Genomic DNA, 13,372 nt, shown 5'->3' on the forward strand with positions numbered 1-13,372 from the left:
CCCTCCAAGATGAATTGAGCGAGCTCCGGCGCGCCCCCGGCTAGGGTTCGACACAAAGTATCCAGCCCGCGAACATTCGGGGGATGGAACCTAGCGAGAAAGTATCCAAACCCAGAAAGAGTATCCCGTCAGCCGCCGGTGCAAAGGAGGCTGGCAAAACCGCGTCTGTGGATTGGGAGCGCATTGAGCTTGATTACCGTGCAGGCATAAAGACGCTGCGCCAGATCGCAGATGAGAACGGTATTACGCATGGTGCTATTAATAAGAGAGCGAAGCGCGATGGATGGGAGCGCGACCTGTCCGAAAAAATCCAACGCAAGGCGGATGCGCTGGTATCCAAAGCAGCAGTATCCAGCGAGGTATCCAAGGAAACCAGAGCGGCAGAGCGTGCCGTAGTCGATGCCAATGCACAGGCGATTGCCGATGTGCGACTAGCCCACCGCCGAGACATTCACCGCGCCCGGCGCATCACCAATGCGCTGCTGGACGAGTTGGAGCAGCAGGCGAACCCGGAGATTGTGGCGCTGCTGGAGCAACTGGGCGAGAACATGCGCAACCCGGACGAAAACGGGATTGATCGCCTCAACGACCTGTACCACAAGGTCATCAGCCTGCCCGAGCGCTCCAAGACGATGAAGACGCTTTCTGAGAGCCTGCGGATGCTGGTAGATATGGAGCGCACTGCTTTTGGGATGGACAAGCAGGACGGTGACCATAAACCCGACCCACTCAAGGCGATGCTGATGCGAGTGGCTTCAGCCAGCGGTAACGGCTTTGCGCCTGTGGCAGATGATCCAGAGCGGCCGACGAAGCTGGGCTCAACCATGCCCGTCAATCCCAATCCCTCCCCAGAGGATGACGAGGACGACTGAGCATGGCTGCCACCGTCCACACCACCCCGCTGAACCAGATCCCGGCCAATGCAGAGGAGCTGGAGCGCTGCCTGGCTGACCCGGAGTGGCGCATCTTCTCTGGGTGCCTCTACAAGATCATGATCAAGGGCGATGGTGAGGATGATGGGGATGCCTACTCGGTCCCCTTCAAGCCCAATCGCGCCCAAAAGCGGTTTCTCAAGCGGCTGTGGCACCGCAACATCATTCTGAAGGCGCGCCAGCTGGGCTTTACCACGCTGATCGCCATCCTGTGGCTGGACCACGCGCTGTTCAATGCGGATCAGCGCTGCGGCATCATTGCCCAGGACCGCGAAGCCGCTGAGGTCATCTTTCGCGACAAGGTGCGCTATGCGTACAACAACTTGCCCGAAGAAATCCGTGAGCGCTTCCCTCTGAAGCGCGACAGCGCGACCGAGCTGCTGTTTGAGCACAACAATAGCTCTATCCGCGTGGCAACGTCCATGCGCTCGGGCACGATCCACCGCCTGCATATCTCGGAGTTCGGCAAGATCTGCGCGAAGTACCCCGAGAAGGCGAAGGAGGTGATGACGGGCTCCATCCCTGCAGTGCCTACCAATGGCATTTTGGTGATTGAGTCCACGGCTGAAGGGGCCAACGGGGAGTTTTACGACCTGTCCAAGCGCGCCGAAACCCTGCATTACGCCTTTACCAAGCTGACGGCGCGCGACTATCGGTTTCACTTCTATGCGTGGTGGCAGGAGCCGAACTACCGCATGGATAGCTCGCTGGTGGAGGTCACGCCCCAGCAGCATGAGTATTTTGAGCGCATCGAGCAGGATGCAGGCACGGTCATCGACCGGGACCAGCGCGCCTGGTATGTGGCCACCCAGACCGCTGACTTCGCAGGGCGCGAAGAACGGATGTGGCAGGAGTACCCCAGCACGCCCACCGAGGCCTTCCAGCAGTCCACCGAAGGGCACTATCTCACCAAGGTGCTGCAGGTCATCACCAAGCGCGGCGGCATCTGCAAGGTGCCGGTGCTGGATCTGCCGGTCTATACCTTCTGGGACATTGGCGCGAGCGATGGCTGCGCGATCTGGTTTGCCCAGTCCCTGCGCGGCGAAGACCGCTTCATCAACTACTACGAGGCCCACGACGAGGATCTGCGCCATTACGTGACCCACCTGCAGGGCTTGGGCTATGTCTTTGGCAAGCACTTCCTGCCCCATGACGCAGAACACAAGCGCCTGGGCGACTACAACCGCAGCACACGCGAGCAGCTGCAGCAGCTCATGCCAGGGCAGACATTTGTCATCGTGCCGCGCATTACCGAGCTGCAGACGGGCATCAACACCTTGCGCAAGCATATGAAAGCGGCCTGGTACGACAAGGACACCTGCGCCTTTGGTATCGAACGCCTGCGCGGCTACAAGAAGAAATACAGCACGGCGCTGGCCAAGTTCATTGATGAGCCCGACAAGGCCAACGGCTGCTCCGAAGGTGCCGACGCGCACCGACAGTGGGCACAGGCCAAGGAAATCGGGCTGTATGCCCCCAGCGAGGACGGATACGGAGCCGGCCAATCCACCTATGTAGAAGCCGATGCGCCCGACTGGCGCTAGCGCAAGTCATTGAGAGAGCCACCACCATGCAATACACCAAACCCCCTCAAAACGCAGATATGGGCCAAGCCCTCTCGGTGCTGGAGTTCGCTCGCATCATTGAGGAATGCATCGACCAGCCCCACTGGCGCGCGGCAGCGGACAAGGAGGCCGACTATGCGGACGGCAACCAGCTGGATTCGGCACTGCTGCAGCGCATGAAGGCCACGGGAGTACCACCCGCCAAGGAGAACGTCATTGGCCCGGCCATCGCGGCGATTTGCGGCTTTGAGGCCAAGACCCGTACGGACTGGCGTGTGACCCCGGATGGCGACCCCGCCGGGCAGGATGTGGCGGATGCGCTGAACTACCGACTGAACCAGGCCGAGCGCTTTTCCAAGGCAGACGCGGCCATGAGTGAGGCTTTCAAGCCGCAGGCAGCTGTTGGGCTGGGCTTTGTGGAGGTTGCGCGCAATAGCAACCCGCTGGAGTACAAGACTCGGTGCCGCTACATCCACCGCAATGAAATTCGCTGGGATATGCGCGCCAGCGAGAAAGACCTGTCAGATGCGCGCTGGCTGCTGCGTGAGCGCTTCATCAGCAAGGAGCGGGCAGCGCGGGCCTTTGAAGACAAGGCTGAACTGATCATGCAGGCTGAATCCGTCAGTGGTCTGGGTGGTTATGGTGGCTATGTGACGGAGGGTGGCACCTCAACCGGGCTGCTTTCGGCAGCGGACACCAACCGGGCATGGACAACGCTTGAGCAAGCCTGGTACCGGCGCGAGTCGGACGAGGTGTGCATTGTTGAGCTCTGGTACCGCCGCTGGGTGAATGTGCTGCTGCTCAAGATGCGCGGCGGGCGCGTGGTGGAGTTCGATAGCGCCAATGCCATGCACCAAGCCGCTGTAGCCAGTGGACAGGGCAAGCTGGAGCGCTCCACTGTGGTCCGTATGCGCCGCTCTTACTGGATGGGTCCGCACCTGCTGCATGACAGCGCCAGCCCCTATCCCCACCCGCACTTCCCGTATGTGCCGTTCTGGGGTTACCGCGAGGATATGACCCGCGTGCCGTTCGGCCTGGTGCGCGACATGATCTTTCCGCAGGACAACCTCAATAGCTCCATTGCCAAGCTGCGCTGGGGTATGGCCAGCACCCGTACCGAGCGCACCAAGGGCGCGGTGGCCATGACCGATGAGCAATTCCGCCGCGCGATTGCCCGACCGGATGCGGACATCATCCTCAACCCCGATGAAATGGCACGGCAGGGTGCGCGTTTTGAGGTCAAGCGCGACTTTCAGCTCAACAACCAGCAGTTCCAGATGATGGCCGACAGTCGCGCCGCCTTGCAGCGGGTCGGCTCCATTACCGCAGCGTTTCAGGGGCAGCAGGGCAGCGCGACCAGCGGTATTCAGGAGCAGACCCAGGTAGAGCAGTCGCAAATCAGCATTGCCGACCTGATGGACAACTTCAAGGAAGGGCGCGCCATGGTGGGTGAGCTGATCCTGGCGCTGGAGATTGAAGATTTGGGTCAGGAGCGCGAGGTGATCGTCATCGAGGGCGACACCATCAACCCAGCCCGGACCGTGGTGCTCAATGAACCCGTGCAGGACGAGAGCGGGCTGCAGTACCTCTCCAACGATGTGCAGCGCACGCGCCTGAAGGTGGCTCTGTCGGATGTGCCCAGCTCGTCCAGCTTCCGCGCACAGCAGCTCTCGGCACTGTCCGAAGCGGTCAAGGCGCTGCCCCCAGAGATGCAGCAGGTGGTGATGCCCTTCATGCTGGATCTGATGGACCTGCCCCGCAAGGAAGAAATCATCAAGGTGATCAAGGACGCCACCCAGCAGACCAACCCGGAGCAGCTGCGCAAGCAGATCGAGCAAGAGCTGCAGCGCGACCTCAAGGAGCGAGAGCTGGACCTGCGCGAGCGCGAAGTGGCGGCGCGCGAAAAGCTGATGGCGGCCCAGCAGGTGCAGACCGGCGTGCAGGCAGCCTACAGCGCGATGCAAGGCGGTGCCCAGGTGGCTCAGATGCCGATGATCGCGCCCATCGCGGACGAAATCATGAAGGCCGCCGGCTATCAAGCGCCCAACCCCGGCGGGGATGATCCGAACTTCCCGACTCCAGATGCAATGCCTGGTGCGGTACCGGTTGAACCAGGCCCAGTCCCACTGCCTGGAGCCGGGGGCGAGGCAGCAGAGGCAGGCGCGGTACCAGAGGTGCGCGAGAACACCAGCCCGGCTTATCCCCCCGTGCCCCAGGAAGGCGGCACCGGCATGCAGGGCATTGAGACACAGCGCACCAGTGACAACCTATAAAGGGAAAACAGATGACTATCACCGAAGAAAAGCTCAATGACGTTATCAACGGCGCCATGTCGCGCCTGTTTGAAATCCGCGATGAAGTGAAAAAGGAGGTCGAGTCTCTCTCGCAGAAGGTCAAAGCAGGGCGAAGTGAAGTCGATGAGATTCAGCGCCAGCAGACTGCAGCTCGCGCCGAGCTGGCCAGCCTCATTGGCAAGGGACAGCGGGCGCTGGAGGACTTGGAGAAGATTGCACGCCAGGCCAATGCCCTCAAGCCTTCCCTGAAAGAGCGCAAGGACCTGATAGGCAAGCAGGTGCGGATGATCGGAGGCCGCAATATCGCAGTCGTGGGAGAGATTGGCGATGACGGCATGGTGACTTGCTACACCGAACAGTACGACGCGCAGGGGGCTTACATAGGGAACTATGAGTTCACTGTGCCCCGCGTTGTGCTGGAAAAAGTTTAGACCCCACTAGGGTTCGCGGCGCGCTTCACATCGCCAGATACTTCATCCCATCAAAGCGCGAAACCGCTGAGATACCGCCCACTCGTGATGAGTCGGCCCATTCCCACCGCTGGAGAGTGTGATGGTCAGGGCTTCGGCCCTGGCCTGATCCTCGAATCGGTGTGCCCCACCAACAGGCCCAGCCGGATAGCTGGGAACGGAGCACAGCAGAGTGAATCAAGCTCAACAACTCATGGCCGCCGCCTTTGCAGGCACTTTGGATCTGGATGCGGACGCTTCCGGGTCTTCTGTCGTTGCAGGCGAAGCACCAGCCGCCGAGGCAAGCACCGCCGAAGCCACCCAGACCCCAGCGCCCGCCCTGGCCACCCCCGCTCAGGATGAGCAAGAGGGTGCTCCCATTGCGAGCAAGTCGGGTAGCTACACCATCCCCTATGAAAAGCTGACAGAAGCACGCACCGCGCGCGATTCGGCCATTGCCGAAGCCGCCCAGCTGCGCGCCCAACTGGAGCAGTTGACGGCCACACAGGCCGCCAACATGCAGCAAGCCCAGGTTGATGCACAAGCCCGCGCGGATGCCGGGCAAGCGCCGACCCAGGCCGACCAGAACCTGGCAGCCGCTCAAGCCCTGGTGGCTGGGGGTGCAGATGCGTCCTTGTTCGGGGATTTCTCCGAAGAAGCCTTGGCCCAAGGCATTGAAAAGCTGGTAACCGCCCGAGTTGAGGCCGCCCTGGCACCCCAGCGCGAGGCCCAAGCCCGTGAGCAGGCCCAGACGGCAGAGCAAGCGCATTTCCAGACCATTCTGGGCGCGCACAAAGACGCTTTTGAAGTCGCAGAGTCCAAGGAGTTCGCCGCCTGGAAGGCTGGCCAGCCCGGATTCATGCAAGCAGCCATTGATCGCACCCTGACTGCGGGCACCGCCCAGGATGTGATTGATCTGCTGGGCCAGTTCAAGCAGGTCCATGTAGGTGCTGCCGGCGCGGCTTCTGGCGACCCCACGGCAGCTGCAGTGGCCAAAGCCATGGCAGAGGCCAAGAGCGCGCCCCCTGTGAGCCTGTCGAGCCTGCCCGGTGCAGCGCCCGCAGGCAGCACAGAAGCAGATCGCGCTGTCGAGTTGGCGAGCAACCCCGCTGCCTTGTTGGAGTACATGAGCAGCTTGCCGCCAGACCGTCAGACGCGACTGATGAACAGCGTGGTGTAGCCGAGAGGCACGCCGCAACCCATTTACCGGGCCAGCTCGTGATGAGCGCGCCCTTGTCCCATAGCAGGAGGACTCGATATGTCCAAGACCAATGTAGGCGCGGGCTCGCCCAATGCGCAGTTCGTACAAGCTGCTGGATTGTTCGCGCAGTCCATGCAGCGCAATTCCAAGCTCAACAAGATGGTGGGCACCATGCCCAAGGGCGAAGGCTCTGCGGCCACGACCTTGCGCAACCAGACCACCACGGATATGCCCATCGTGCGTACCGTGGATCTGGGGCGCGGCAAGGGCGATGAGGTGGAGTTCCAGTTCATCCAGCCCGTGGGTGCGTACCCCATCATGGGTAGCCGCATGGCCGAAGGCAAGGGTGTGGGTGTGTCGCTGGAAAAAGCCCGTGTGCGTGTCAATCAGGCGCGCTTCCCCGTGGATGTGGGCGATACCATGACCGACATTCGCTCGCCTGTGGACTTCCGCAAGGTGGGCCGCCCCATCGCGCAGAACCTGATGGACCGCTATCAAGACCAGAGCATTCTGATGCATATGGCCGGCGCGCGCGGCTTCCATGACAACATCGAATGGGCCATCCCTACCGAGGGCCATGAAGACTTTGAAGCGATTGCCGTGAACCCCGTGCTCGCGCCCACCAAGAACCGCCACTACGTGGCCGATGGTGATGCCATCAAGGGCTTTGCGGTCAACGCCGGTGAAATGGACATTGCTTCTACGGATGCACTGACCATGACCATCGTGGATGCGGTTCGCACGCTGGTGGAGTCGATTGCACTTCCGCCTCCCGCGATTCGCCTGCCCGGTGACAGCGCGGCCGATGACTCCCCGCTGCGTATGCTGCTGGTCAGCCCCGCCCAGTACCACCAGTTCTCCCAGGACAAGGATTTCCGCCAGTTCCAGGCCAACGCGCTGACCCGCGCCAGCCAGGCAGAGCGCCATCCTCTGTTCATGGGTGATGTGGGGCTGTGGAATGGCATTCTGATCTGCAAGCAGCCTCGTCCCATCCGCTTCTATGCGGGTGACACGGTGCGCTACTGCGCTCAGTACACCAGCGATGCCGAGAGCACCTGCGTGGTACCCGCCAGCTTTGGCACAACCCATGCGGTGGACCGCGCCGTCTTGCTGGGTGGTCAGGCACTGGCTCAAGCCTTCGCAGCTTCCAAGCATGGCGGCATGCCCTTCTTCTGGAAGGAGAAGGAGTTTGACCACGGCGACAAGATGGAGCTGCTGATTGGCGCGATTCAGGGCACTTCCAAGGTGCGCTGGGCTGTGGATCAAGGCAATGGCACCAAGCACTACACCGACCACGGCGCGATTGTGCTGGACACCACAGTGCCCATCATCGGCGCACGCCAGTAATCCATAGGCATCGGGCGCGGCTTGCGGGCTGCGCCTGATGCATGTGGGTGTGTTCTCTCCATTCTGTTTCGATCAAGGAGCCAACCATGGCCATCGTGACCAACAAACCCAAGCACCGCACTCAGCTCGGTGCAACCCCCTGGGGCAACCTCAATGCCCTGCATTTCGTCCTCAAGACCAACGCCACCGGCGGCGCGCTGGACGCAGACTCCAACGCACCGATTGCCATTGGCGACAAGGTGCGCCTGGGTGTGCTGCCTGCGGGCTCCACGCTGGTGGACTCTGACGCCATCGTCTCTGCTGGCCTGACCGCACTCGTCAAGGGTGACTTGGGCTTTGAGTACGTGGACGGTGTGGACAGCACCAAGGTGCCCCAGGACGCGACCTACTTTGGCGACGATCTGGACCTGGCCACGGCTGCGCGCCTGCGCAATGCCATGACCAAGGCACCCGTGACGCTGCCCAAGGATGCGTACCTGGTGCTGACCACTTCGGGCGCGGCCAACGCCAAGGCAGGCCGTGTGGATGTGGTGGTGCAGGCCATCTCCACCGGCGCGCTGTAAAGAGCTTTCTTAGGCGCGCAGACCCCTCAATGCGGGCCTGTCCATTGGGGCATGGCCCGCATTTGTCCATCTACTCACACTCTCACAGCATCATGAACTTTGTACGCATCACCTATCTCGGCAAAAAGCTCTACCGCGACCGTGCAACCGGCCACATCTGGTCCCCCGACGAAGAAAAGCTGGTCAGCGAAGCCATTGCCAAGCCCCTGCTGAAGTTTGTGGAGTTCAAGCGCACGGCTGAGCTGGCCAAGCCTGAGCCCACCGAGGAAGGGGCAGAGCAGTGCGCGGCCACCACCGACAAGCCTGCCGAGTTGACGGAGCAGGAAATCGCGGCACTTGAGCAGAAGGTGCTGGACGACAAGGCCCAGGAGGTGGACGACCAGCGCGAGGCCATGCTGACCACTGTGCAGGGCATGAACAAGACCGCGCTGACGGAGTACGCGAAGAAGTACGACCACAGCTTTGATCCCAAGGCCAAGGTGGACGACATGCGTATTGCGGTCAATGGCCTGATTCACCAGTTCGGAGTGCGCTGACATGACCCTTGAGGAACTGATTGCCTCCTTTCGTGAGGATGCCACCGACAAGGTGGGGCCTTACTTGTGGGAGGACGAGACTGTGACGCGCTGGCTCAATGAGGCCCAGGACGAGGCCGCAGTGCGCGCCCGCCTGCTGCTCGATGACAGCACGCCTGCAGTGACCCAGATTGCGGTGACCGCAGGGCAAGCCTCCTATCAGCTCCACCCCAAGGTTTATGAAATCGCCCACCTGCAGTGGCAGCCCAGCGCGGCGGCCCACCGGGCCAAGCCAGTAGATCTGGTGACGCGCGAGTGGCTGGACCGCAAGCACCCAGGATGGCGCACACGCATGGACTGTGACGCGCTGTACGCCATTCAGAGCGAGGGCGCGCTGCGCATGGTGCCTGCGCCAAAGGAGGCCGGCACGCTGGTGCTGGAGGCATACCGTTTGCCACTCAAACCGCTGACCAACGAGACCGACAAGCCCGAAATCCATGCCGCCAGCCATGCCTATCTGGTGTACTGGGCCCTACACCGGGCATTCAGCCAACCTGATGGCGATGGGTTTGACCCGCAGCGCGCGGCCACGGCCGAGGCAGAATTTACGGGCTACTTCGGGGCGCGCCCTGATGCTGACTTGCGCCGCGCCACCCGCCACGATGAACCCCAGGTCAATGTGACCTACATTTTTTAAGGTGCCGCATGTTCGGACTGTCCAAACCCCAATCCAAAGACAAAGGCGCGAAGCTGGCACAGGTCCAGAACCAGGCACCCGACACCATTCCCGGCATGTTCAAGCCCGGTGAGTTTGTGCTACCCCCTGACACAGTGCATGCCATGGGCGGCAAGCAGGCGCTGCAGGGTGTGGTGGATGCCACGCATACGCCTGTGACGCCAGCAGGTGCACATGCCCCCGGCCTGGGACTCAAGGTGCCGCAGCCGCAACCTGAGGTGTTTTTTGCCAACGGGGGCGCGCCAGAGGATCAGTTGGCCAAACGTGCCATGGGCCCTGGAAACACGTTTCCCCAGTCCAGCCCAAGTGCAGGCGCCAATATTTATGCGGGAGCTGGGCTGTCGCGCGACCAATTTGGAAGCAGCGGCAAGTTTGTGCAGGTGCCTGCCAGCATGGGCCAGCAGCCAGCGCGGCAGACACCGGTGGTTGCGCAGGCGCCTGCAGCCGCCGCAGTGCCGAGCACACCACCCACACCAACGACAGGACCCGCGCCGGCCACGCGGACGGCCCCTGCCCAGCCCCAGGTCGCGCCAACTCCTGCACCATCCGCGGCGCCGAGCTCGTCCAATATCTTCCCCGGCAACCGACTGCAAGGGGATAGTGGTTTCAGTGGCGCGCCTGCGGTGCAAGACCCCGCAGTGAAGCTCAAAGCGATTGCGGATATGAACTCGCGTGGCGAGAGCTATGGGAGCAATGCGCCGAGCAATGCCAGCTTCGGCTTAAAACCATCCAATCCCAGCGCGGCACCAAGCCAAGTGGCAACCCCAGCCCAACCAGCTGCCACCCGTGTGCCTGGTGCATCTGAGTTGTATATGCAGGACCGCGCCCAGGAGATGGACGACCAGTGGAAAGCTGGCAACTATGCGCAGGCGATAGGAACGGCTGGGCGCACGGCAGTACAAGGCCTTGGGATGTACGGGCTAGAACTGGCAGACAAGACACTGACCCCCGTGGGCAACGCCATGAGCAATTTTGCTGGTGGTCTATTCGGTCTGAATGATGCCCAGGCCGCACCTGTCCCTGCGGCTGGATCTGCGCCTAAGCCTGCCGTAACCCCTGCAGTGACACCCGCAGCACCTGCGCCCAGTGCCAGTGGTGGCGCGGCCACCACCGCCCTGCAGCCTGGATTAACGAATAACGTAGGCACTGCACCTGCCGGAACCACAGCAGCCAGCGCCAGCCAGGCTGGTGAATTGCCCGCTGGTGTCTACAACCACGGGCGCGGCCAGTACAGCGATAGTGCGGCAGGCATGGGGCTCCCTGCTGGATTCACTGGCAAGCCCAATGCACAAAACGATGCTGCCGCAGGCGCGCTGGCTCAGTCAGAAGCTGGCGGGTTTGGCCTCAAGCACCCAGTTCAGCCTGAGGCTGGTGGATTTGGTCTGAATGCCCCGACTGTCACCCATAGTGGCAATGACTGGGCGGCGCGCAACAATCTGCGCAATCTCGAAGTCAGCGCGAGCAGCATTACCAACCGCCCAGAATGGCGCAGCGGTAGCACTACGACAGGCTGGAATGGTCGCAGCAGCAATCCGGGTCAGGCAGACCCTGACGGCAAGATCGGACGCTTCAATGCCGCAATGCAGGCTGACCTGGCCGCCCAGGGCAAGCAGCCGGACATGCAGCTCAAGACCAACGAAATCAATGCCGGTTTGAAGCGCACGGCCATGAGCGAGGCTGGAGCCAATCAGCGTGCCACCTTGGGTGAAGCTGGTGCGAATGCCCGGGCCGGTGGGCAAATTGGTCTGGGCCTGCAGCGGCTGTCGCTGGACCAGCAGCGCGCCAAAAGCGATGATCGTCTGCGCGCACCGCAGATCAAAGCAGCAGAACGCCTGGGGCAGTTGCAGGACGCCTACGTCAGCGCTAAGACACCCGAGGAACAGGCCGCGATTGCAACTCAGATTCGGGCTTACTCAGGCAAGGAAGATGCTGACTGGAAGGTGCAGGTCACACCTGCTACCAAGAATGTGGATGGCTCCACCACGGCTGGGTCAGTTATTCGGTACAACAGCCGTACAGGGGATGTGCAGGATGTGGGTGGAGTTGGTGGTAAGGCGTCAGCCGGAGTGGTGATTACGGATGACGCCGCAGGCAGGACGGCATTTGCGCAATTGCCATCTGGAGCCACTTACACGGGGCCAGACGGAAAACAGTACAAAAAGAACTAGTTGACTGGGGTGGAATCTTTTTTCCACCACTCTGGTTCGTCATACAGCTTCCTGCAGGCCACGCCAATCAGCACGGCTGCACGGTTGCTGCGAGTGTCACCGGCCTTTTTGGCCGTGCACTCGGCGCCGCTGTTAAAGCCAAGCAGGCCACGACCTTGCCCTTGAGAAACGGATTCAATGCCGCCCGGATACTTGCCAGTGCACACCTGCATATTGGCCTGTGCTGCGACGTCGTTCTGCGTTCCGGGGAGCTTGTCCAGCAGGCAGGTGGCGTAGTTGGCGGCGTGAGCTTGAGCGGCGGCCAGCGCCAGCAGCGCGCCACCCATCAGCATCCCTATCTTTCTTTGCATGTTCCCTCCTGTGAGGGAATGTAGCAGAGCGGATTGATTTCATTGAGCTTTCTATTGATCGACCAATAGATGCGCTCCAGAGGCTCGCGCGACCGGAAAGAGAGCGTGCCTTGCCCTCACGTTTTTGCGTGGGTATGCGGCAAAAAATTGCTGCAGTGGCTTCTTATTCCTGTATATGCATACATGGGTAAGCATTAAAAGGCAAGAAACTAGCTAAAAATAATGCTGACGCGGACATCATTTTTTTTCGTTTTGACTCACAATGCACTAAATATGTCTTGCGGATGCTTGGGCAGCCCAGGAAGGAGAGCATGAATGTCAAACCTGAATATTGAACTTAACACCTACCGAGAAAAGCTTCCCACCCTGCTGGGGCAAATTGGCAAGTACGCAATTGTGAAGGGGGCTGAGATCGTCGGCGTGTACGATAGTTATGAAGATGCTTTGAAATTCGGATACAACAAGTTCGGCCTTGAGCCTTTCTTGGTCAAGCGCATTGCTCCAGCTGAACAAATTTCATACTTTACGAGGGACTTTGCGCAGGCATGCCCAGCATAAATGGCTCCCTAACCCCTGGTGGTCCTTTGTTGACCATGCTGATTGGAGTTAGCGCCCCTAGATCGGCTGCAATGACTGCTGCGGGCTTGTTCGTGCCGCAGTACGTCACAGGAACTTTTTTGGTTGATACTGGTGCATCCTCCACATGTGTGGATCCAGCATTCGTTGCTAGTCTCGGCCTGATAGCTACTGGAAACGTGCCAATGCAGACGCCTTCCACTGCGGGGGTTCCAGTTCATTGCAATCAATACGACGTTTCCGCTTTTATTCCTGATAATGGCACAGGAGGTGGTGGCTTTTACATAGGAGCGCTGCCTGTCATCGAGACATCCTTTGCTTCACAAGGGATTGAGGGCTTGATTGGTCGCGACATCATTGATCGCTGCACTTTGGTGTACAACGGAAGCGCGGGCATCTTTACACTTGCGTACTAAAGTGATCAGGTGTCTGCACCATGCCTAAAACGGCAGTACTTATTGCTCAGAGTTTTAAAAGCCCGCCTAGCGCGGGCTTTTTTGCGCTCCCCCGCTAGGGTTAGACCAAGCACCAAGGGTGCGGTGTCATTGGGGGATGGCAAATACCAATGACTGGTGGAAAAGCGGCGCCACCCCTGTTGAACAGCCGTCAAAAACGCATGCTGACGGTTGGTGGAAGGCTGGGTCTAAAGAGGTCGTTCCAGAGTCACAAGCGCCCG

Annotated in this window: 13 protein-coding genes and 1 pseudogene; 13 read left to right on the plus strand and 1 reads right to left on the minus strand. The window is 60.8% G+C overall.

The features are described from left to right. The first annotated feature begins 83 nt into the window (after positions 1-83). The 10 genes from JDW18_RS08710 (at position 84) to JDW18_RS08755 (ending at position 11,770) form a co-directional block, all read left to right on the plus strand. Entirely contained in the window at positions 84-872 is a 789-nt protein-coding gene (locus tag JDW18_RS08710; RefSeq protein ID WP_218243238.1) for a hypothetical protein, read from the plus strand. A 2-nt stretch (positions 873-874) separates the two neighbouring features. Continuing rightward, entirely contained in the window at positions 875-2,476 is a 1,602-nt protein-coding gene (locus JDW18_RS08715) for a terminase large subunit (RefSeq protein ID WP_218243239.1), read from the plus strand. Between the two features lie 26 nt (positions 2,477-2,502). Continuing rightward, positions 2,503-4,770: a portal protein gene (locus JDW18_RS08720; protein WP_218243240.1), complete on the plus strand. Its 2,268-nt coding sequence runs from the start codon at positions 2,503-2,505 to the stop codon at positions 4,768-4,770. Between the two features lie 11 nt (positions 4,771-4,781). Beyond that, positions 4,782-5,222: a hypothetical protein gene (locus tag JDW18_RS08725; RefSeq protein ID WP_218243241.1), complete on the plus strand. Its 441-nt coding sequence runs from the start codon at positions 4,782-4,784 to the stop codon at positions 5,220-5,222. A 211-nt stretch (positions 5,223-5,433) separates the two neighbouring features. Further along, the gene (locus JDW18_RS08730; RefSeq protein WP_246610375.1) at positions 5,434-6,420 is read left to right on the plus strand and encodes a hypothetical protein; all 987 of its coding nucleotides are present in this window, start codon (positions 5,434-5,436) and stop codon (positions 6,418-6,420) included. Positions 6,421-6,498: 78 nt separating this feature from the next. Further along, the gene (locus tag JDW18_RS08735) at positions 6,499-7,788 is read left to right on the plus strand and encodes a phage capsid family protein (RefSeq protein WP_218243242.1); all 1,290 of its coding nucleotides are present in this window, start codon (positions 6,499-6,501) and stop codon (positions 7,786-7,788) included. Positions 7,789-7,874: 86 nt separating this feature from the next. Continuing rightward, positions 7,875-8,351, plus strand: coding sequence for a hypothetical protein (locus JDW18_RS08740; RefSeq protein WP_218243243.1), 477 nt, complete (start codon positions 7,875-7,877; stop codon positions 8,349-8,351). A 92-nt stretch (positions 8,352-8,443) separates the two neighbouring features. After that, a complete protein-coding gene (locus JDW18_RS08745; protein ID WP_218243244.1) occupies positions 8,444-8,887 on the plus strand; it encodes a hypothetical protein in 444 nt (147 codons plus the stop codon). Between the two features lies 1 nt (position 8,888). After that, a complete protein-coding gene (locus JDW18_RS08750) occupies positions 8,889-9,563 on the plus strand; it encodes a phage adaptor protein (RefSeq protein WP_218243245.1) in 675 nt (224 codons plus the stop codon). A gap of 8 nt (positions 9,564-9,571) precedes the next feature. Then, positions 9,572-11,770, plus strand: coding sequence for a hypothetical protein (locus tag JDW18_RS08755; protein ID WP_218243246.1), 2,199 nt, complete (start codon positions 9,572-9,574; stop codon positions 11,768-11,770). Here the strand turns inward: JDW18_RS08755 and JDW18_RS08760 are convergent. After that, entirely contained in the window at positions 11,767-12,120 is a 354-nt protein-coding gene (locus JDW18_RS08760; RefSeq protein WP_246610377.1) for a hypothetical protein, read from the minus strand. The genes JDW18_RS08755 and JDW18_RS08760 overlap by 4 nt on opposite strands. Before the next feature lie 315 nt (positions 12,121-12,435). Between JDW18_RS08760 and JDW18_RS08765 the strand changes: the two genes are divergently transcribed. From JDW18_RS08765 to JDW18_RS22555, 3 genes and pseudogenes are all read left to right on the plus strand, one after another. Continuing rightward, a complete protein-coding gene (locus tag JDW18_RS08765; protein WP_218243247.1) occupies positions 12,436-12,678 on the plus strand; it encodes a hypothetical protein in 243 nt (80 codons plus the stop codon). A 71-nt stretch (positions 12,679-12,749) separates the two neighbouring features. Beyond that, positions 12,750-12,875, plus strand: a pseudogene (locus JDW18_RS22835) (aspartyl protease family protein); the annotation flags it as partial. Positions 12,876-12,881: 6 nt separating this feature from the next. Beyond that, positions 12,882-13,112 carry a hypothetical protein gene (locus JDW18_RS22555; RefSeq protein ID WP_246610379.1) on the plus strand — a complete coding sequence of 77 codons (231 nt, stop codon included), beginning with the start codon at positions 12,882-12,884 and terminating at the stop codon, positions 13,110-13,112. The last annotated feature ends 260 nt before the right edge of the window (positions 13,113-13,372 follow it).

The organism is Comamonas fluminis, from assembly GCF_019186805.1.
In the GTDB taxonomy this organism is placed as follows: domain Bacteria; phylum Pseudomonadota; class Gammaproteobacteria; order Burkholderiales; family Burkholderiaceae_C; genus Comamonas; species Comamonas fluminis.